The sequence below is a fragment of the Micromonospora sp. CNZ286 genome (assembly GCF_014207755.1).
The window spans coordinates 4919826-4939088 of sequence record NZ_JACHIZ010000001.1 but is presented as its reverse complement, the minus strand read 5'-3'; the positions used below and the strand labels follow the sequence as shown (position 1 = coordinate 4939088).

Here is a 19263-nt window from a genome sequence, read left to right as displayed (position 1 = left end):
AACGCTAGCGGCGGGCGCCGGGCGGGTTCGGGTCCAGCTCCCAGACGGTGGTGTGCTTCACCCGTACGCTCTCCAGCGCCTCCGACACCGGCACGTCGTACGCGGCCAGCTCGTGGAAGCGCTCGCGGGGCAGGAACGCCCGGCCCGGATCGCCCACCAGCACCCGGGCGCCGGAACGGGCGGCCCGGAGCAGGAAGCGCAGCATCCGGCGGGCCATCGCCTCGCTGTAGAAGACGTCCCCGGCCAGCACCACCTCGGCGTCGCCCGCGTCGGAGTCGAGGATGTCGCCGAGTTCGGCGTCGACGCGTACCCCGTTGGCCTCGGCGTTGAGCGCGACGGCGGCCACGGCCCGCTCGTCCACCTCGACCGCCCGGACGGCGGCGGCGCCGGCGCGGGCGGCGGCGACGGCGACCAGGCCGGAGCCGGAGGCCAGGTCGAGCACCCGGCGGCCGGCGACCACGTCGGGGTGGTCGGTGACGTAACGGGCCAGGCCCTGCCCGCCGGCCCAGGCGAACGCCCAGAACGGCGGCGGCTGGGAGCTGCGGAACTCGCCCTCGGTCAGCTCCCACAGGCCGATCGGCTCGTCGGCCTGGTGCAGCAGCACCTCGGGTACGAACGCCACGGGGGCGAGGCGGGCGTGCAGCCGGACGAACGCGGCGGACAGCTCGGACATCGGAGAATTGTGTCCCACCCGGGTTCCGGAACCGATCCCGGGCGTGTCGCGGCGAGGTCGTGACCGGTTCACCACGCTCGGTGAAATGACCCCCGTGTTGTGGCGTTGGATGCGAACACGCCCGTCTACCGGCGTGCCCGGCGCGCTCCTAGCGTTGCCTGTGGACACGACCGAGGGTGAGGAGGCGTGGTGAGCGGCTGGCGGCACGCGCTGCGGATCGGACTGGTACTGACCTTCGTGGCCGGGACCGGGTACGGCGGAGCCCTGCCGGCGCGGGCGGCGGCGGCCTTCTCCACGGAGTTGAGCGGCCTGCCGGACGAGTTCACCGCCGGGAACCGGGTGGAGACGTTGTCCGCCGTGGTGTCCCGCTCCGACGGGGGCGGCTGTGTCAAGGTGCGCTGGTCGATGCTGGTGCGGGTGCAGGGCCTTCGGCTGGACCAGCTCAAGGTGGACCGGGTGGAGGACAGCGGATCGTTCCCGCTGGAGATCCGCACCGAGGGAGACACCGCCCGGCTCACCGACCGGCAGCTGGACCCGGGTGTGCTCTGTCCCGGCCGTACCGTGACCGCCCGCTACCGGGTGGCGTTCGCCGAGGACGTGGGGCGTGGCCGGGTGAGTTTCGCCGCCGAGGCGTACGACCCGCAGTTGCGGCTGCTGGCCCGGCGGACCGCCTCCCGTGAGGTGGTGGGGGAGGAGGCGGCCGAGCCGACGCCCTCGCCGACCAGCGCGGAGCCCACACCGAGCGACGAGCCTTCTTCCGAGGCGCCCGACGAGGAGCCGACTGACGAGCCGACCGACGCCGCGGTGGTGGAACCGCCGGCGCCCGGTGGCGTGGCCGGGCGGCCGGTGGCGGACAGCGGCGGATTCGGCCTGGTGCAGGCCGCGTTCCTGCTCGGCGGGTTGCTGCTGTTCCTCGGCGCCGGGCTGCTGCTGCGGATGCGCCGCCTGCTGCGCCCGTCCGCGCAGGCCGAACCGGAGACGCTCCCGCCCCCCTTCGAACGCCCCCGCCCCCGCTGGCACTGACCCGCCGGCGGGTGGGGTCAGTCGAGATGGCTGGGCTCCAGGCCCAGCTCCCGGGCGGCCACCAGGCGGATCCACTCGGCGATCTGCCGGCGGGTGATCACCCGCTCGTGCACCGCGAGCTGGACCGCCAGCCCGTCCATCACCGCGCTGATCCGCCAGGCCGCGCCGGCCGGGTCGGGGCAGTCGAACGTGCCTTCGGCGACCCCGTCGCTGATCACCGCGGCCAGGTCCTGCCGCCACCGCAGATCGAGGCGGCGGGAGAGCTTCTCCAGCTCCGGCGTACGCAGCGACTCCGCCCAGCCGTCGATCCACATGGACCAGGAGGTGGCCCGGCCGGTCGGCGCGTAGAGGCGCAGCATCCGGCGCAGTTTCGCCAGCGGCGGGGCGGAGGAGCGCAGCACCGCGTCGAGACGGGCCAGGTCCTGCTCGACCGCGTACGCGAAGGCCTGCGCGAGCAGCCGGTCCTTGGTCGCGAAGTGGTAGAAGACGAGCGCCTGGCTGACCCCGGCGGCCTCGGCCACGTCCGCGGTGCGGGTGTTGGCGAGCCCTCGTTCCGCGATCACCTCGCAGGCCGTACGCAGCAGCGCGTCCAGGCGGATCTCGGCGGCTCGTCTCGTCACGGCGTTACGGTAACCCATCCGTCTGACCACAGGGAGTTACCGAAGCGGCCGGTCGGCGGCGGGACAGTCGGATGCCGGACACTCGACTCGCCGAGCGGATTCCGCAGGTCGCGGCCCTGCCCACGGGCCTTCGACGGCAGCCACCCAGGCTCCTAGGAAGCCCGCGCCACGAGGCGCCGGCAACATCCGGACGCGCCGGAAGGGCCCCCGAGTTGGCAACCGTTCCCGGGCTCGGCTAAAGTTCTCATCCGTCACCGGATAACACCGGGGGCGTGCGGACGTAGCGCAGCTGGTAGCGCATCACCTTGCCAAGGTGAGGGTCGCGGGTTCGAATCCCGTCGTCCGCTCGGAGATGCCGCCACGCAGTTCGGGGGCAACCTCGGTGGAGTGGCCGAGAGGCGAGGCAACGGCCTGCAAAGCCGTGTACACGGGTTCAAATCCCGTCTCCACCTCGCAGTAGACGAGGGCGATTGGCGCAGTGGGAGCGCGCTTCCTTGACACGGAAGAGGTCACTGGTTCAAACCCAGTATCGCCCACCAGCGGAAAGGCCGTGCCGATCACTCGGCACGGCCTTTCTCGTTGTCATCGATCAGTCCAGTGCCGCGCCGCTGGCCATTGCCGCGGCCGGATCGCCCCGCCCAGACTGGCCCGGTGGACGATCAGCAGACCCGAGCCCGGCAGTTCCGTGCCCTGCACCTGCCCGGTGAGCCACTGATCCTGGTCAACGCCTGGGACGCGCTGAGCGCCCGGATCGTCGCCGCAGCCGGCGCCCGCGCGGTCGCGACCACGAGCGCCGGGGTCGCGTGGAGCCGCGGCGCCCCGGACGGCGACGCGCTCGCCCGGGACACCGCCGTCGACGTGATCCGCCGGGTGGCAGACGCGGTCCGCGTGCCGGTCACCGCCGACATCGAATCCGGGTACGGCGACAGTCCCGCCGAGGTCGCCGAGACGGTCACCGCGGTGCTCGCCGCCGGGGCCGTCGGTGTCAACGTGGAGGACTCCCGGCACGACGGCGGAGGCCCGCTGCGCCCGGTCGACGAGCAGGTCGCCCGGCTCGCCGCGATCCGGGCCGCCGCCGACCGCGCCGGCATCCCGCTGTACGTCAACGCGCGGGTGGACACCTGTCTGCGCCGGGCCGGTGGCGTACCCGAGACTGTCGCGCGCGCCGAGGCGTACCTGGCGGCCGGCGCGGACGGGATCTTCGTACCCGGAACCGTGGAACCGGAGACGGTGGCCGCGCTGGCGGCGGCGATCCCGGCGCCGCTGAACGTGCTGGCCGGGCCGGGCGCGCCGCCGGTCGCCGAACTGGCGCGGCTCGGCGTGGCCCGGGTGAGCATCGGACCGGCGGTGGCCGAGGCCGCGTACGCGGTGGCCCAGCGGGCGGCGGCGGAGGTGCTCGGCGCCGGGACGTACGACGCGCTCGCCGGCGGGCTCGACTTCGACGCGTTGAACGAGCTGATGCGGAGCTGACCCGGACGGCACTCCGCGCGCCGCCACCGACCGCGGGCGGCCCTGGCAGAGCGGGCCGGCCGGATCGAGTGATCCGGCCGGCCCGATCCGGGACCGATCAGCTCCGTCGGCCCCGGTCACTGTCACATCGGCGGGGCGACGTCCCGGCGCTCCTCGACCCGGCGGTACTCCACCGGCTGCTCGGCGGTGGTCGTGACCACCTGGCGACGGCGGCCCCAGACCAGCGTGGTCATGATGAGGCCGAGGACGCCGGCCGCCATCAGGATCCAGCCGACGACGTCGAGGTCGACCCCGCCGACGCTGGCGTTGAGCGCGAACGTGAGGATCGCGCCGACCGCGATCAGGAAAATGCTCGTACCGATACCCACGACAGCCTCCTTCGGGGGGATGGTTGTGCTGTCACCGGCCTCAGTACCCCGGCGGCGAGCAGCGCAACCACACGGCCGCCGGGCGCGGCGGGGGTCTGCCGCACGGCGATCTTGGCATCGGGTAGAGTTCACCCCGTCGCCGGCGCGAACCGGCGGCACGCGGACGTAGCGCAGCTGGTAGCGCATCACCTTGCCAAGGTGAGGGTCGCGGGTTCGAATCCCGTCGTCCGCTCGCGATTGCCCGGGCGATTGGCGCAGTGGGAGCGCGCTTCCTTGACACGGAAGAGGTCACTGGTTCAAACCCAGTATCGCCCACCGAGAGTCACCCTCCCCGCCCGCCGGTGCCGCCGGTCGATCGGCGGACGTATCCCCTCGGACGGTTCGTACCGGCCACATCGGTCATCCGGCTCCACCGTGCGGGTTATTCAGCCGTTGCCACCACGCGTGTCACTGTGATGCCCGATACGCAGGGAGGCGGTCACATGCACATGATCGAGCGGGGACGGTGGCGGCGGACGGCCGCCCGGTTAGGGGTGGCGACTGTCGTCGCGGCTGCCGGGGTGACGGTCTCGGCCGCGCCCGCGCAGGCCACCGCGACACGGACGGTGGCGTTCTTCAGCATGGACGAGCCGACATCGTCGACGGTGCTGACCGACTACAGCGGCAACGGCCGCCACGGCACGATCGGCGGCGAGGTGGTCACCGGCGCGCTCTACGCCGGGGCGACCGGCCACCGCTTCGCCACCCACCTGCCCACCGACAAGGAGTACGTCCCGGGCCACGTCGACCTGGTGCCGCACAGCACCGACTTCAACCCGGACGCCGGGGACTTCTCGGTGACCATCCGCTACCGGACCACGTACTCCTTCGGGAACATCCTCCAGAAGGGACAGGGCAACACGGCCGGCGGCTACTGGAAGTTCGAGGCCCCGAACGGTAAGCCGAAGTGCCTGTTCCGGGGCGCGGACGGCGCCTCCCGTACCGGCTACACGGACGTGCCGATCTCCGACGGCCAGTGGCACACGGTCACCTGCAACCGCACCTCCGCGTACGTGGAGATGTACGTCGACGGCGTGCGGACCAGCCGACTCAACGGGCCGACCGGCACCATCGCCAACACCTGGCCGCTGTCCGTGGGTGGCAAGAGCCAGTGCGACGGTACGAAGGTCACCTGCGACTACTTCGCCGGCGACATCGACTACGTGAAGATCCTGAAGGGATCGGGCGGCCCGGCCAACCAGGCGCCGGTGGCAGCGCTGACACCCACCTGCTCCGGGCTGGTGTGCACGTTCTCCGGCGCGGCATCCACCGACGCCGACGGCGCGATCCAGGACCACAGCTGGGCCTTCGGCGACGGTGACACCACGGGCACCGCCTCCGTACCGACGACGTCGCACACGTACGCGGCTGCCGGCACCTACCCGGTCACGCTCACCGTCACCGACGACCGGGGCACCACCGGCACCGCGACAGTCGACGTGACGGTGGCGCCCGTACCGGAGCGGATCTCGTTCGTCGGCCAGGCCACCGCGAACGCCAACTGGACCAGCCACACGGTCACCGTCCCGGCCGGTGTGCAGGCCGGTGACACGCTGCTGCTCGTGCTCAGCCAGAACACGCACACCGGCACCGGTGAGCCGACCGGGGCGACCGGCTGGGCCAGGCTCGACCGCCTCGACGGTGGCTTCGCCACCACCACCGCCTGGTGGAAGACCGCGAGCGCGGGTGACGCCGGCACTGCGGTCCGGGTGACACTGGACAGCCAGGCGAAGGGCAACCTGGTGCTGGCCGCGTACCGGGGGGTGGCACCGGGAGGGCCGGTCTTCGCCAGGGCCACCGACCCGGCGAGCACCGCCACCCGGATCACCCCCTACGCGCCGGTGACCGCCGCGCAGAGCTGGGCCGTGTCGTACTGGCTGCACGGCGACAGCACCTCCACCGCGCTCACCCCGCCGTCCGGCGTGGCGGTGCGCAGCAACACCTCGCAGACCGGCGGCGGCCGGGTGACCGGCCTGCTCGCCGACTCGGGGAGCAGCGTGCCGACCGGCAGCTACGGCGGACTCACCGCCACGGGCGCCGCGGCCAGCACGACCACCACCACGTGGACGTTCGTGCTGCCCCCGGCCTGACCCATCGGGTACGCGTGAAGGCCGGCACCCCGTTGGTTCGGGGTGCCGGCCTTCAGCTTGGTCGTACTTGTTGTCTCAGCTGTTCCAGTGCTGGGCGACGAGGTCGGCGGCCTGCTGCTCCCACTGGGCGTAGTGGTCCGGGTAGGCCGACACCTGGACGGTCTGGGCGGCCTTGGTCAGCGGCATGTCCTGCCAGCCGTCGACCTGCTTCAGACCCTTCAGGAACGCCGTCGTGGAGTACTCCGGGTCGGTGATCTGCTCCACCGTGCCCCAACCACTGGACGGGCGCTGCTGGAACAGGCCCTGCGAGTCATGATCGTTACGGTCACCGAGGTGGCCGAGGTTCTCCAGCTTCGACTCCTGCAACGCCGTCGCGATCGACACGACCGCGGCACGCTCGTCCATACCGGCCTTCTTCGTCGCCGCGATGATCGCCTTCACGTTCTTGGTCTGCTCGTCGTTCAGGTCGATACGCGACTGCTCACCCTGCACACCGTGCGGGATCAGCTTGTCACCCTGCACGCTCACACTGACCGGCTTCGCCACGTGCGTGGTCTCCGCCGCGTGAGCGGCCACCGGACCGGCGAACACGCCACCGGTGAAAGCCAGACCAGCAACACCCAGAATGCTCTTACGCAGAATCGTGTTCATGGGGGGCTCCATTCGGGGGTCGACACACCCCGCGGGGGAACGGGGGTGCGTGGGCACCGTCAGGCGCTCAAAAAGACTGGGGGGATCCGGCTGCTCGCGAGGGCAGGGGGGGTGCCTCGTCGCGGCGCCGGAAGCATGTTCAACGACCCGCCACCCGCCACCATTCCCGGAGGCTCAACACGCCACCGGAGAACAGGCGCGCGGGTTCACGTCGTCGGAACCGTGTTCAACGACCAGCCAGCCAGGATGATTCCCAGGCTTGCGGACACCACCCCGCTCGCGGGGCGAGCCTTGCTCGGTCGTTCACCGGATACAACGCCACCCACCCGCCAGCGATTCCACCCCCAGAGTGCCACCCACCACCCCCGAACCGGACACCCCCGCCCACACGGTCACAACACTCCCGTGCCCCGCACCCGCGATGCAGCCCTCTGCCCCGTCGATCATGAAGTTAGCGGCGACAAACCGGACACGGAATGCCGTCAACCTCATGATCGACGCGTCCGGGCCGGGCTGGCCGGGGGTCGGGAGCGAAGCGTCGGTGATCACCCGCGCGATCTTGCAGTTCGAGCCCTTCAGGTGCCCCATTCGCGCGGTTTGCGGGGTACGAAAGTGCAAGATCGCGGGCTGCTCGGGAGGGGGTCGTGCCCGGTGCTGTCCGGAGTTTCCCGCGCCCTCGCCCATCACCGTCGATCTTGGAGTTGTGGCGCCTCTAATGCCCGGTAAGCGCGGTTCGCGAGGTGCCACAACTCCAAGATCGGCGGGTCATGTCCCGGTGCGGATGAGGGCCGCAGGCCCGGGGAGGGACGGAGGTCGGGTTCTGCCGTTGGCAGATCTGCTGACTGTGAACTTGGTGCCTGCCGGGCGGTGCTGGGCGGCAGGCTGGGACCTATGCGACTCCTGATGCTTGGCGGTACGGGCTTTGTCGGCGGTGCGGTCGTGGCCGAGGCGGTACGCCGCGACTGGCAGGTGACCGTGTTCAACCGGGGTGTGCACGGGCGGGTGCCGGACGGCGTACACCGGTTGCGGGGCGACCGGACCGCGCCGGACGGGCTGGCCGCGCTGACCGGCGGCGAGTGGGACCTGGTGGTGGACACCTGGGACGGCGCGCCCCGCGCGGTACGGGACGCGGCGCTGGCGCTCGCCGACGCGGTGCCGCACTACGTCTACGTGTCCAGCGGATCGGTGTACGCGCCACCCGTCGCGCCCGGCAGCGGCGAGGAGGCGCCCACAGTGCCGGCCGACGCGGACGGAGACGACGGTGACTACCCGGCGAACAAGGCCGGCGGGGAACTCGCCGCGACGCGGGTGTTCGGCGACCGGGCGCTGCTGGCACGCGCCGGGCTGATCCTGGGGCCGGGGGAGGACATCGGGCGGCTGCCGTGGTGGCTGAACCGGGTCGCCCGGGGCGGGGACGTGCTGGCGCCGGGGCCGCGTGACCTGCCCATCCAGTACGTGGACGTCCGGGACCTGGCGACCTGGGTGCTGGACCGGGGCGTCGAGGGCGTCGGCGGGGCGTACAACGTGGTGGGTCGCACCGGGCACGCGACGATGGGTGACCTGCTCGACGCGGCGGTGGCGGTGACCGGGTCGGACGCGAGGCTGCGGTGGACGGCGCCGGAGCCGATCCTGGCGGCCGGGGTGGAGCCGTGGAACGACCTGCCGGTGTGGATTCCGCGCGGGCACGAGTACCGGTGGTTGCAGGAGCGGGACGTGGAACGCGCGTACGCGGCGGGGCTGGTCTGCCGGCCGGTGACCGAGACGGTCGCCGACACCTGGCGGTGGCTGCGCGAGGTGGGGCGCGTGCCGGACCGGGCGGGGCGGCCGGCGCGCGCACCGGTCGGCCTGGCGCCGGAGCGGGAGGCCGCCCTGCTGGCCGCGCTCCCGGCCTGACCTGCGGAGGGTACGGGGTCAGGCCGGCACGACCGGCAGGTCGAGCACCTCCTCGACCGGGCGACGCGGGGTGGCGCGGCCCGGCTGGCCGTACCCGATCCGCATCACCATCTGCGGGGTGCCGAACCGGCCCAGCGACATCCGCAGCGCCTCGCGTGCGGCGGGCACCTCGATCGGCTGGGACAGCATCGACACGCTCAGCCCGGCGTCGGTGGCGGTGAGCAGTACGCGTTGCAGCGCCTGCCCGGCCAGGATCTGGTCGGCCGAGGTGTTGCCGGCCGAGCCGAGCACCGCGACCAGCGGCTCCGGCTCGAAGTCGCGGCCGGGGGCGCGGTTGCGTCCGCCGAAGCCGCGCTGGGGCAGCAGGTCCTGCGGTTCGCTCTGCGGTCCGCCGGCGCCGGAGGGCACGCCGTCGGGGGCCGGCTCGGAGCGGATCCACTCGGCCCGTTCGGCCACGTACGCGGGGTCGCGTTCCAGCACGCGGTGGGCGCTGCGGGCGACCTCGGCGACCGCGTTGACGGCGCTGGTGCCGATCACGAGTTCCAGCCAGCACTGTTCGGCGCGCGCCGCCTCGCCGAGCCGCCAGCGGGCCTCGGCCGGCACCGGGTCCGGCCAGAACGGCGCGCGGTTGCTGAACCGGTGGCCGATCGCCCCGTACAGGCTCTGCTCGACCGGGGTGGGACGACGCGGCACGTCCGGCACCAGCCGGGCCACGACGTCCGGGTCGGCGGGGTACGGGCGCAGCCGCACAGTGGCCGGGGTGCCCGCGACGGCGAGCGCCAGGCGCAGGTTGAACAGGGCCGCACCGGCGGCGATGCGCGCGCCCCAGCCGGTCGGGTCGGTGGCGGGCAGGCCGCGCAGCGGGTCGACGGACACCTCGATGCCGCCGTCGACGAGCCGGAACCGCCACGGCTGGGTGTTGTGCAGCGACGGCGCCCGGACCGCGTCGGCGACCGCGGCCCGCAGCTGCTCGCCGGTGTATTCGGTCGTCATGGTGGTGCTCCCTCTCGTGCGGCGCCGGCTTCCCCGGCCGGGTACACCACTACGGTGCGTCAGCGGGCGGCGCGGTGAGCAGGGCCGGAGGTCCCCACCTGGGCCCGGCCGTCGGTCCCGGCCGGCGCGGGCAGGACGGGACTTTCGACCCGTGCTACCGGGGCGGGAAAGCGGGTAGAAAGGACTGATGATCCGGGTGTTCCTGCTCGACGACCACGAGGTCGTCCGTCGTGGCCTTGCCGACCTGCTCCAGAGCAGCGGCGACATCGAGGTGGTCGGCGAGTCCGGCCTGGCCCAGGAGGCGGCGCGCCGCATCCCGGCGCTGCGCCCCGACGTGGCGATCCTCGACGCCCGGCTGCCCGACGGCAACGGCATCGACGTGTGCCGGGACGTCCGCGCGGTGGACTCCTCGATCAAGGGGCTGATCCTCACCTCGTACGAGGACGACGAGGCGCTGTTCGCGGCGATCATGGCGGGCGCCGCCGGGTACGTGCTCAAGCAGATCCGCGGCACCGACCTGGTGGACGCGGTCCGCCGGGTGGCGGCCGGGCAGTCGCTGCTCGACCCGGCGATCACCACCCGCGTGCTGGAGCGTATCCGCAGCGGCGTGGAGCAGCCGCGGGAGCTGAAGTCGCTCACCGAGCAGGAGCGGCGGATCCTGGAGTACGTGGCGGAGGGGCTCACCAACCGGGAGATCGCCGGGAAGATGTTCCTCGCCGAGAAGACGGTGAAGAACTACGTCTCCAGCGTGCTCGCCAAGCTCGGCCTGGAGCGGCGTACGCAGGCGGCGGTGCTGGCCACCCGCCTGCTCGGCAAGAACACCTGACGCCGGTCAGTCGAGCGGGACGCTCCAGCGCACCTCGGTGCCGCGCGGCTCGGCCCGGCGCAGTGAGAACTCGCCGCCCAGCCGCTCGGCCCGTTCCCGCAGGTTGACCAGGCCGCTGCGGGCCGCCTCCGGGTCGCAGCCGACGCCGTCGTCGGTGACGGTGATCTCGACGCGGCCGGAGTCGACGCGTACGCGCACCGACACCCGGTCGGCCTGCGCGTGGCGTACCGCGTTGGAGAGCGCCTCGCGCAGCACGGCGGTGAGTTCGGGGCGCAGGTCGTCCGGGACGGCGCTGTCGATCGGGCCGATCAGTTCCAGCTCGGGGCGGTAGCCGAGCGACTCGGCGGCCACCTCGATCGCCTCGCGGATCTCGGTGCGCAGCGCCGCGCTCATCGGGGTGCGCAGCTCGAAGATGGTGCGGCGGATGTCGCGGATGGTGGCGTCGAGGTCGTCGACGGCCTGGTTGATCCGCTTGGCGGCCTCGGGGCGGGCGTTCATCGCGCCGCTCTGCAGTTGCAGGCCGGTGGCGAACAGCCGCTGGATCACCACGTCGTGCAGGTCACGGGCGATGCGTTCGCGGTCCTCCAGGACCACCAGCAGTTCCCGCTCCTCCTGGCCGCGGGCGCGTTCCATGGCGAGCGCGGCTTGCCCGGCGAAGCTGGCGAGCAGCGCGAGGTCGTCGTCGGCGGCGGGCCCGTGGTCGGGCCGGTAGCCGATCACCAGGACACCGTGCAGCGTGTCCGCGGCGGCGAGCGGGGACACCACGGCCGGCCCGGCGACCACCGGCCGGGGCCAGGGCGCCGCGGCGGCGAGGTCCTCGACCTGGTCGTGGCGGCTCTGCGTGACGGACGCGGCGAAGCTGGTCTCGGCGGCCGGCAGCACCGCGCCGACCAGTTCCCGGGTGACCGGGTCGGCGCCGTCGACGACCTCGACGGTGAACTGCGCCTCGTCCTCGTCGTAGAGCAGCACCAGCGCCAGTTCGGCTTCGGCGACCTCACGGGCGCGGCGCGCCACGAGCGTCAGCGCGTCGGTACGGCGTACCTCACCGAGCAGCACCGAGGTGATCTCCGCGGCGGCCGCCAGCCAGCGTTCCCGCCGGTGCGCCAGCGCGTAGAGGCGGGCGTTCTCGATCGCCACGCCGGCCGCGGCGGCCAGCGCCACCACGATCTCCTCGTCGTCCTCGGTGAACTCGGCCGCGCCCTGCTTCTCGGCCAGGTAGAGGTTGCCCCAGACGTGGTCGCGGATGCGCACCGGAACGCCGAGGAAGCTGTGCATCGGCGGGTGGTTCGGCGGGAAGCCGTACGAGTTGGGGTGCTTGGTGATGTCCGGCATGCGGACCGGCTTCGGGTCGTCGATGAGCAGGCCGAGCACGCCCCGCCCGTGCGGCAGCTCGCCGATCTTCGCGTGCAGCTCGGGGCTGATGCCGTGGACGATGAAGTCGTGCAGCATCCGGTCGGGCCCGATCACGCCGAGCGCGCCGTAGCGGGCACCGGCCAGCTCGCACGCCGACTGCACGATCCGTTGCAGCGTGCTGCGCAGGTCGAGGTCGGACCCGATGCCGACGACCGCGTCCAGCAGTGCCCGGAGCCGCTCGCGGCTGGTCACCACCTCGCCGACGCGGTCGAGCATCTCCTGGAGCAGTTCGTCCAGGCGGACGCGGGACAGCGGGGTCAGCCCGAGCGACGGTGTGAGGTGCTCGTGCCGGGACTGGGGTGCGGCGGCCACCCGGCGATGGTATCGCCCGGTGGCCGCCGTGATCGAGACCGGTCAGGCGAGACGGTCGCGGACCGCCGAGGTGTCGACTGTCTGCGCGACGTCCAGCCGGGGCGTGTGCGGGGGGCCGGCGTGCGTCGGGTCGGCCAGGCCGAGCCGCATGCTGATGTACGGGAACCCCAGGCCGGAGAGCATCTGCCGCAGCACCTCGCGGGTGCTCTCGACCTCCACCACACCGGACAGCGGCACCAGCGACACCCCGTGCCGGGTGGCGGTGAGCCAGGCGGCGGAGAGCGCCTCGCCGGCGCGCAGCCAGCTCATCGTCTCGTCGTCGGAGCCCCACAGGATCCCGTAGACGGCGGCCTTGTCGTGGCCGGGTCCGATCGGCAGCGAGCCGGCGCGGCCGAAGTCGCGGGCCGGAACGGTCGTCTGCGGGGCCTGGTCGGGCAGCACCTCCGGCGGCAGCCCGGTGCCGGTGCCGGCCCGGCTGATCCAGTACGCCAGTTCCTCGCGCAGGTCCGGGCTGTCGGCCTCGACGGCGGCGGCCTGCTGGGCGGCGCTGGCGAGCTGGATCTTCTGGGTGTCGTCGAGCAGTTGCAGGTTCACCCCCTCCAGCGTGGCGGCCCGGTCGATGTCGTTCAGCGCGGCGGTGGGGATCGGCTCGTCGCTGACCGGCCGCCGGTCGGTGTGCCGCACCTGCATGCACTGCACGACGCGCATGGCGTCGGGGTCGGCGCCGGTGTGCTCGAGGCTGGTGAGCCGGGCCAGCAGGTCGGGTTCCTTCGGGTCGGGCAGCCGTTCCACCACCGGGGTCCAGCCCTCGGCGGCCAGCGCCACCCGGGCGTGGTGCAGCGCGGCGCCGCAGCTCACCACCAGCAGGTGCCCTTCCGGGTCCATGGCGCTGAGGTGCCGTTCGCGGACCACCCGCAGCTCCAGCGCGTCGGGCAGGACCGTCCAGTGCCACGGCTGCGTGTTGTGCACCGAGGGGGCGTGGCCGGCCATTCCGGCGGCCTCCGCGAGCGCGGTGGTCAACGGGCGATCGCCGGCCGGCGTCTCGTGGCTCATCGTCACGACCTTTCCTGTTTTCCCCATCGTGCCCCACGCCCGGGACGCCCGGGTGGGGATGCCGCTCCATCCTCGGGCATGCCCGGCCGCCCCCGCAGGGGTCCTTCGCCCCCGGATTACCCGGGTCGCCCCGCCCGCCCCACGTCCGGGCTGAGACGATCCACACGTGGGAACCGAACCACGCGAGTGCGTACCCGAGCAGCCGGCCCGCGCCCGGCGGTGGGCCTGGGCCGAGTGGGCGCCGCTGGTGCTGCTCACAGTGGCCGTGCTGGCCGGCGCGGCGCTGTGGTTCGCCGGCGCGCACGACGCCGCCCGGCTGGTCTGGGCGGCGGTCACGGTGGTGGCCCTGGTGCCGGCGGCCTGGACGACGCTGCGCCAGCTGTGGCTGCGGCAGTTCGGGGTGGACGTCATCGCGGTGCTGGCGCTGCTCGGCGCGCTGCTGGTGCGGGAGTTCCTGGCCGGTGCCGTGATCGCGGTGATGGTCGCGACCGGGCGGGCGCTGGAGGAGTACGCCCAGCGCCGCGCCACCCGTGACCTTCGGGCGCTGCTGGAACGCGCGCCCCGGCAGGCGCGCCGGCGTACCCCGGACGGCGGGATCGAGGTGGTGCCGCTGGACCGCGTCGCGGTGGGGGACCGGCTGGTGGTCGGACCGGGCGACGTGGTGCCTGTGGACGGCGTGGTCGAGGAGTCGGCGACGCTGGACGAGTCGGTGGTCACAGGCGAGTCGCAGCTGGTCACCCGCGCGGCCGGGGAGGAGGTGGCCAGCGGCGTCGTCAACGCGGGCGCCGGCTTCGGGCTGCGGGCCCGCCGCAACGCGGCGGAGAGCACCTACGCCGGCATCGTCCGCCTGGCCGGCGAGGCCACCGCCCGCAAGGCCCCGATGGTACGGCTGGCCGACCGGTACGCCGCCGCGTTCGTGCCGTTCACGCTGGTGCTGGCCGGGCTGGCGTGGCTGCTGTCCGGCGAGTTCACCAGGGCGGTGGCGGTGCTCGTGGTGGCCACCCCGTGCCCGCTGCTGCTGGCGACCCCGATCGCCGTGGTCTCCGGGCTGTCCCGGGTGGCCCGGCGCGGCGTCCTGGTCCGCGACGGCGGGTCGCTGGAACAGCTCGGCCGCGCCCGTACCCTCCTGCTCGACAAGACCGGCACGCTCACCGCCGGGCGGCCCCGGGCGGCCGAGGTGGTGGTGGCGCCGGGCGGCGACCGCGACGAGGTGCTGCGGCTGGCCGCCTCGGTCGAGCAGCTCTCCCCGCACGTGCTGGCCGCCGCGCTGGTGCGGCAGGCCCGCGAGCGGGGGCTGCCGCTGGCCGAGCCGACACAGGTCACCGAGGAACCGGGGCACGGGGTGAGCGGCCGCGTCGACGGGCGGATGGTGCACGTCGGTCAGCTCGCCGGGGAACCGCCGGAGTGGGCGGGCCGGCTCGGTGAACGCGCCGAACGGGCCGGGCGTTCCGCGGTCTGGGTCAGCGACGACCACGGGCCGCTCGGTGCGATCCTGCTGGAGGACCCGGTCCGCCCGGACGCCCGGCGGACCGTGCGGCGGCTGCGCGAGGCGGGCCTGGAGCGCCTGGTCATGGTGACCGGCGACCGTCCGGGCACGGCCCGGCAGGTGGCGCAGATCGTGGGCGTGGACGACGTGATCGCGCGGTGCTCGCCGCAGGAGAAGGCCGATCGGGTACGCCAGGAGTCGGCGCGCGCGGTGACTGTGATGGTCGGCGACGGTGTGAACGACGCGCCCGCGCTGGCCGAGGCGCACGTGGGCGTGGCGATGGGCGCGACCGGGGCGACCGCCTCGGCGGACGTGGCCGACGCGGTGCTCACCGTGGACCGGCTGGACCGGCTCGCCGACGCCGTCGAGATCGCCCGGTACGCCCGCCGCATCGCGGTGCAGAGCGCCACCGTCGGGATGGGGCTGGCGGTGCTGGCGATGCTGGTGGCCGCGGCGGGCCGGCTGCCCCCGGTGGCCGGCGCGTTCCTCCAGGAGGGCATCGACGTCCTGGTGATCCTCAACGCGTTGCGCGCGCTCGGCGGCGGCCTGCGGCGGCGGGACCTGCCGGCGCACACCCGCGAGCTGCTCGACCGGTACGCGGGCGAGCACGGCGGCGTCCGCGACGTGCTGGCCCGGCTGCGGGACACCGCCGACATGGTGGCGACCCGCCCGGACGATCCGGCGTGCCTGCCGGCGCTGCGCGAGGTGCACCGGCGCCTGGTCGACGAGGTGCTGCCGCACGAGGCGGCCGAGGACCGGCAGCTCTACCCGGCGCTGGCCGGGCCGCTCGGCAGCGACGAGGCGACCTCCACGATGAGCCGGGCGCACGTGGAGATCGTGCGGCTGGTGGAGCGGATCGGCGGGCACCTCACGGCGCAGCCGGACGGCCGGCTGCGCCGTGACGAGGTGCCCGATCTGCTGGCCGCGCTCTACGGCCTGGACGCGGTGCTGCGCCTGCATCTGGCCCAGGAGGAGGAGGACTACTTCTCGCTCAACCCGGAGGAGGGCTCCACCGCGCCCGGCCGCTGAGTCAGCGCTCGCGTACCACAGCGACGGGGCAGTGCGAGTGCTGGATGAGTTGCTGGCTGACCGAGCCGAGCAGCATGCCGCGCAGGCCGCCCCGGCCCCGGCTGCCGACCACCACGAGTTGCGCCGACCGGCTCGCCTCCACCAGCAGCGCGGACGCGCTGCCGGGGACCGCCTCGATCTCGACCGGCACGTCGGGGAAGCTCTCCCGCCACGGCGCCAGCTCCGCCTCGGCGGCGGCCCGTTCGCTCGCGGCGACCTGCTCCGGGTCGAAGTCCGGCGGCACCCACCGGTCGCCCGGCGGCTCCCAGGCCCGCAGCACCCGCAGCGGCACGTCCCGCTGCGCGGCCCGCTCGACGGCGAAGCCGAGCGCCCGCAGCGCCGACTCCGAGCCGTCCGAGCCGACCACCACCGGTCCGGACGTGGCGGCCTGGCCGTCGCGGACCACCACCACCGGGCAGTGGGCGTGCGCGGCGACCGAGACCGCCGTGGAACCGGCGAGCAGCCCGCCGAAGCCGCCGTGGCCCCGGCTGCCGAGCACCAGCATCCCGGCGTCGGCGGACCGCTCCTGGAGCACCAGCGCGGGCGGGCCGTCGAACACCTCGCCGTGCACGGTCAGGCCCGGCCGCTCGGCGGCGGCGTCCGCCGCCGCCTTGCGGACCAGTTCGTCGACCTGCTGCCGGGCGGCCTCGTCCGGCCACACCCCCGGCGCCACGCCGGGACCGATCCAGCCGGTCACTGTCAGCCACTCGAAGACGTACGCCAGGCGTACCGGCCGACCCGACCGGCCCGCCTCGTCCAGCGCCCAGTTCAGGGCGACCGCCGCGTCGGCGGACCCGTCGTAGCCGACCAGGATCTCCTCGCCGCTCATTCCCCACTCCTCACGGCCGGGTCGTTCTCGCGGATCCAGCGCCACTCGGCGACCCGGGGGTCGTCCTCGCCGTAGCGGCGGGTGTAGTCGCGGCAGGCCTGGCGGGCGTCCACCATGTCCTGGCGCAGGTGCGCGGCGCGCGACCGCAGCCCCGGCACCCGGTCGATCACGTCGATGACCAGGTGGAAGCGGTCCAGGTCGTTGAGCATCACCATGTCGAACGGCGTCGTGGTGGTGCCCTCCTCCTTGTAGCCGCGCACGTGCAGGTTCTCGTGGTTGGTCCGGCGGTAGGTGAGCCGGTGGATCAGCCACGGGTAGCCGTGGTACGCGAAGATCACCGGCTTGTCGCGGGTGAAGATGGTGTCGAACTCGTTGTCCGGCAGGCCGTGCGGGTGCTCCGACGGCGGTTGCAGGCGCATCAGGTCGACCACGTTGACGACCCGCACCTTCAGGTCCGGCAGGTGCCGGCGCAGCAGGTCGACGGCGGCGAGCGTCTCCAGCGTCGGCACGTCACCGGCGCAGGCGAGCACCACGTCCGGCTCGGTGCCGTCGTCGCTGCTGGCCCAGTCCCAGATGCCCAGGCCGCGGCGGCAGTGCTGGATCGCCTCGTCCATGGTCAGCCAGTTCGGCGCGGGCTGCTTGCCGGCCACCACCACGTTGATGTACTGCCGGCTGCGCAGGCAGTGATCCATCGTGGACAGCAGCGTGTTGCCGTCCGGCGGCAGGTAGACCCGGACCACCTCGGCCTTCTTGTTCACCACGTGGTCGATGAAGCCCGGATCCTGGTGCGAGAAGCCGTTGTGGTCCTGGCGCCACACGTGGCTGGACAGCAGGTAGTTCAGCGACGCCACCGGCTCCCGCCAGGGGATGTTCCGGGTCACCTTCAGCCACTTGGCGTGCTGGTTGACCATCGAGTCGACGATGTGGATGAACGCCTCGTAGCTGGTGAAGATGCCGTGCCGGCCGGTCAGCAGGTAGCCCTCCAGCCACCCCTGGCACAGGTGCTCGGAGAGCACCTCCATCACCCGGCCGTCGGGGGAGAGGTGGTCGTCGCCGGGCACCTCGGTGCCCACGAACGCGCGGTCGGTCACCTCGAACGCCGCGCCGAGCCGGTTCGAGGCGACCTCGTCCGGGCCGAACAGGCGGAACGTCTCCGGGTTGCGGGCGATCACGTCCCGGACCCAGGGCCCGAGCACACCCGTCGCGCCGGCCATCGGCTCACCCGGCGTCGGTACGTCGACCGCGTAGTCGCGGAAGTCCGGCAGCTCCAGGTTGCGCAGCAGCCTGCCGCCGTTGGCGACCGGGTTGGCGCTCATCCGGTGGTCACCTGTGGGCGGCAGGTCGGCCACCTCGGCGACCGGGCCGCCGGTGGCGTCGAACAGCTCCTCCGGCCGGTAGCTGCGCAGCCAGCGCTCCAGCTCGGCCAGGTGCGCCGGGTTGTCCCGCACCTCGGAGATCGGTACCTGGTGGGCGCGGAACGTGCCCTCGACCTGCTTGCCGTCGACCCGGGACGGCCCGGTCCAGCCCTTCGGCGTCCGCAGGACGATCATCGGCCAGCGGGGACGCTCGACGTGCTCGCCGGAGCGGGCCCGGCGCTGGATCGCGGTGATCTCGTCGACCGCCCGGTCGAGCGTGGCGGCCAGCAGCTGGTGCACCGTCGCCGGGTCGTCGCCCTCGACCACGTACGGCTCGTAGCCGAAGCCGCGCATCATGTCCCGCAGGTCCTCGCGGGGGATCCGGTCCAGCACCGTCGGGTTGGCGATCTTGTAGCCGTTGAGGTGCAGGATCGGCAGCACCGCGCCGTCGCGGGCCGGGTTGAGGAACACGTTCGACAGCCAGCTTCCGGCCAGCGGGCCGGTCTCCGCCTCGCCGTCGCCGATCACGCAGGCCACCAGCAGGTCCGGGTTGTCGAACGCGGCGCCGTACGCGTGGCTCAGCGCGTACCCCAGCTCGCCGCCCTCGTGGATCGAACCCGGCACCTCCGGCGCCACGTGGCTCGGGATGCCGCCCGGGAAGGAGAACTGCCGGAACAGCCGCTGCATGCCGGTCTCGTCCCGGGGGATGTGGTGGTACAGCTCGCTGTAGGTGCCCTCCAGCCAGGTGTTCGCCACCAGCGCCGGGCCGCCGTGGCCGGGGCCGGTGACGAAGATGGCGGACAGGTCCCGGTTCACGATGACCCGGTTGAGGTGCGTGTAGAGCAGGTTGAGCCCGGGGCTGGTGCCCCAGTGGCCCAGCAGGCGCGGCTTGACGTGCTCGGGCTTGAGCGGTTCGCGCAGCAGCGGATTGTCGAGCAGATAGATCTGGCCGACGGTCAGGTAGTTCGCCGCGCGCCAGTAGGCGTCCAGCCGGCGCAACTCGTCTTCGGTCAGGGGGCTGTGCAGGTTCACCGCGGTGTCCATGCTGCCTTAGCCTCTCGTGGCTCGGGGTCGGCTGCCACTCGGGGACCACATTTTCTT

The 19263-nt window shown here is 73.4% G+C and carries 15 protein-coding genes and 5 tRNA genes; 11 read left to right on the top strand and 9 right to left on the bottom strand.

What is annotated here, in order from left to right; all coding sequences use genetic code 11:
* Positions 1 to 4 precede the first annotated feature (4 nt).
* Complete coding sequence (locus FHX31_RS21645) at positions 5 to 673, bottom strand: class I SAM-dependent methyltransferase (RefSeq protein ID WP_013284874.1); 669 nt, start codon at positions 671 to 673, stop codon at positions 5 to 7.
* Positions 674 to 862: 189 nt separating this feature from the next.
* Between FHX31_RS21645 and FHX31_RS21640 the strand changes: the two genes are divergently transcribed.
* Positions 863 to 1696: a hypothetical protein gene (locus tag FHX31_RS21640; RefSeq protein WP_013284875.1), complete on the top strand. Its 834-nt coding sequence runs from the start codon at positions 863 to 865 to the stop codon at positions 1694 to 1696.
* Positions 1697 to 1713: 17 nt separating this feature from the next.
* Here the strand turns inward: FHX31_RS21640 and FHX31_RS21635 are convergent, their stop codons facing one another.
* Positions 1714 to 2316: a TetR/AcrR family transcriptional regulator gene (locus FHX31_RS21635; protein ID WP_184977095.1), complete on the bottom strand. Its 603-nt coding sequence runs from the start codon at positions 2314 to 2316 to the stop codon at positions 1714 to 1716.
* Between the two features lie 274 nt (positions 2317 to 2590).
* Here FHX31_RS21635 and FHX31_RS21630 point away from each other — a divergent pair.
* From FHX31_RS21630 to FHX31_RS21615, 4 genes are all read left to right on the top strand, one after another.
* A tRNA-Gly gene (locus FHX31_RS21630) sits at positions 2591 to 2663 on the top strand.
* A gap of 34 nt (positions 2664 to 2697) precedes the next feature.
* Positions 2698 to 2768, top strand: a tRNA-Cys gene (locus FHX31_RS21625).
* 12 nt (positions 2769 to 2780) lie between these two features.
* Positions 2781 to 2855 (top strand) — tRNA-Val (locus tag FHX31_RS21620).
* 112 nt (positions 2856 to 2967) lie between these two features.
* Complete coding sequence (locus FHX31_RS21615) at positions 2968 to 3786, top strand: isocitrate lyase/PEP mutase family protein (RefSeq protein ID WP_013284877.1); 819 nt, start codon at positions 2968 to 2970, stop codon at positions 3784 to 3786.
* A gap of 122 nt (positions 3787 to 3908) precedes the next feature.
* On the opposite strand, the gene FHX31_RS21610 is transcribed toward FHX31_RS21615, so the two are convergent.
* Complete coding sequence (locus FHX31_RS21610; RefSeq protein WP_013284878.1) at positions 3909 to 4154, bottom strand: DUF6458 family protein; 246 nt, start codon at positions 4152 to 4154, stop codon at positions 3909 to 3911.
* A 159-nt stretch (positions 4155 to 4313) separates the two neighbouring features.
* On the opposite strand from FHX31_RS21610, the gene FHX31_RS21605 reads away from it, so the two are divergent.
* The 3 genes from FHX31_RS21605 (at position 4314) to FHX31_RS21595 (ending at position 6283) form a co-directional block, all read left to right on the top strand.
* A tRNA-Gly gene (locus FHX31_RS21605) sits at positions 4314 to 4386 on the top strand.
* Positions 4387 to 4397: 11 nt separating this feature from the next.
* Positions 4398 to 4469, top strand: a tRNA-Val gene (locus tag FHX31_RS21600).
* A 167-nt stretch (positions 4470 to 4636) separates the two neighbouring features.
* Positions 4637 to 6283, top strand: coding sequence for a PKD domain-containing protein (locus tag FHX31_RS21595; protein WP_184977094.1), 1647 nt, complete (start codon positions 4637 to 4639; stop codon positions 6281 to 6283).
* A gap of 75 nt (positions 6284 to 6358) precedes the next feature.
* On the opposite strand, the gene FHX31_RS21590 is transcribed toward FHX31_RS21595, so the two are convergent.
* A complete protein-coding gene (locus tag FHX31_RS21590) occupies positions 6359 to 6934 on the bottom strand; it encodes a hypothetical protein (RefSeq protein ID WP_013284248.1) in 576 nt (191 codons plus the stop codon).
* Between the two features lie 891 nt (positions 6935 to 7825).
* Between FHX31_RS21590 and FHX31_RS21585 the strand changes: the two genes are divergently transcribed.
* Positions 7826 to 8827, top strand: a complete 1002-nt coding sequence (locus FHX31_RS21585; protein ID WP_184977093.1) for an NAD-dependent epimerase/dehydratase family protein — start codon at positions 7826 to 7828, stop codon at positions 8825 to 8827.
* Positions 8828 to 8845: 18 nt separating this feature from the next.
* Here the strand turns inward: FHX31_RS21585 and FHX31_RS21580 are convergent, their stop codons facing one another.
* Positions 8846 to 9820: an Acg family FMN-binding oxidoreductase gene (locus FHX31_RS21580; RefSeq protein ID WP_123111182.1), complete on the bottom strand. Its 975-nt coding sequence runs from the start codon at positions 9818 to 9820 to the stop codon at positions 8846 to 8848.
* Between the two features lie 187 nt (positions 9821 to 10007).
* On the opposite strand from FHX31_RS21580, the gene FHX31_RS21575 reads away from it, so the two are divergent.
* On the top strand, positions 10008 to 10646 hold the full coding sequence (locus FHX31_RS21575) for a response regulator (protein WP_013284884.1): 639 nt from the start codon (positions 10008 to 10010) through the stop codon (positions 10644 to 10646).
* Between the two features lie 6 nt (positions 10647 to 10652).
* Here the strand turns inward: FHX31_RS21575 and FHX31_RS21570 are convergent, their stop codons facing one another.
* Together FHX31_RS21570 and FHX31_RS21565 are read right to left on the bottom strand one after the other, a co-directional pair.
* Complete coding sequence (locus FHX31_RS21570; RefSeq protein WP_174361775.1) at positions 10653 to 12320, bottom strand: sensor histidine kinase; 1668 nt, start codon at positions 12318 to 12320, stop codon at positions 10653 to 10655.
* A 93-nt stretch (positions 12321 to 12413) separates the two neighbouring features.
* Entirely contained in the window at positions 12414 to 13424 is a 1011-nt protein-coding gene (locus tag FHX31_RS21565) for an Acg family FMN-binding oxidoreductase (protein ID WP_013284886.1), read from the bottom strand.
* 166 nt (positions 13425 to 13590) lie between these two features.
* On the opposite strand from FHX31_RS21565, the gene FHX31_RS21560 reads away from it, so the two are divergent.
* Positions 13591 to 15939, top strand: coding sequence for a heavy metal translocating P-type ATPase (locus tag FHX31_RS21560; RefSeq protein ID WP_013284887.1), 2349 nt, complete (start codon positions 13591 to 13593; stop codon positions 15937 to 15939).
* 1 nt (position 15940) lies between these two features.
* On the opposite strand, the gene FHX31_RS21555 is transcribed toward FHX31_RS21560, so the two are convergent.
* Complete coding sequence (locus FHX31_RS21555) at positions 15941 to 16807, bottom strand: universal stress protein (protein WP_013284888.1); 867 nt, start codon at positions 16805 to 16807, stop codon at positions 15941 to 15943.
* Positions 16804 to 19206 (bottom strand): phosphoketolase family protein, encoded by a 2403-nt coding sequence (locus FHX31_RS21550; protein ID WP_184977092.1) that lies wholly within the window; start codon positions 19204 to 19206, stop codon positions 16804 to 16806. Before FHX31_RS21550 ends, FHX31_RS21555 begins: the two co-directional genes overlap by 4 nt.
* Positions 19207 to 19263: the final 57 nt, after the last annotated feature.

What these genes read in the sequence shown, in the direction of transcription:
- FHX31_RS21580 (WP_123111182.1), bottom strand. Translation starts at nt 9,820, where the DNA reads ATGACGACCGAATACACCGGCGAGCAGCTGCGGGCCGCGGTCGCCGAC.
- FHX31_RS21550 (WP_184977092.1), bottom strand. Translation starts at nt 19,206, where the DNA reads ATGGACACCGCGGTGAACCTGCACAGCCCCCTGACCGAAGACGAGTTG.
- FHX31_RS21555 (WP_013284888.1), bottom strand. Translation starts at nt 16,807, where the DNA reads ATGAGCGGCGAGGAGATCCTGGTCGGCTACGACGGGTCCGCCGACGCG.
- FHX31_RS21590 (WP_013284248.1), bottom strand. Translation starts at nt 6,934, where the DNA reads ATGAACACGATTCTGCGTAAGAGCATTCTGGGTGTTGCTGGTCTGGCT.
- FHX31_RS21595 (WP_184977094.1), top strand. Translation starts at nt 4,637, where the DNA reads ATGCACATGATCGAGCGGGGACGGTGGCGGCGGACGGCCGCCCGGTTA.
- FHX31_RS21565 (WP_013284886.1), bottom strand. Translation starts at nt 13,424, where the DNA reads ATGAGCCACGAGACGCCGGCCGGCGATCGCCCGTTGACCACCGCGCTC.
- FHX31_RS21645 (WP_013284874.1), bottom strand. Translation starts at nt 673, where the DNA reads ATGTCCGAGCTGTCCGCCGCGTTCGTCCGGCTGCACGCCCGCCTCGCC.
- FHX31_RS21575 (WP_013284884.1), top strand. Translation starts at nt 10,008, where the DNA reads ATGATCCGGGTGTTCCTGCTCGACGACCACGAGGTCGTCCGTCGTGGC.
- FHX31_RS21585 (WP_184977093.1), top strand. Translation starts at nt 7,826, where the DNA reads ATGCGACTCCTGATGCTTGGCGGTACGGGCTTTGTCGGCGGTGCGGTC.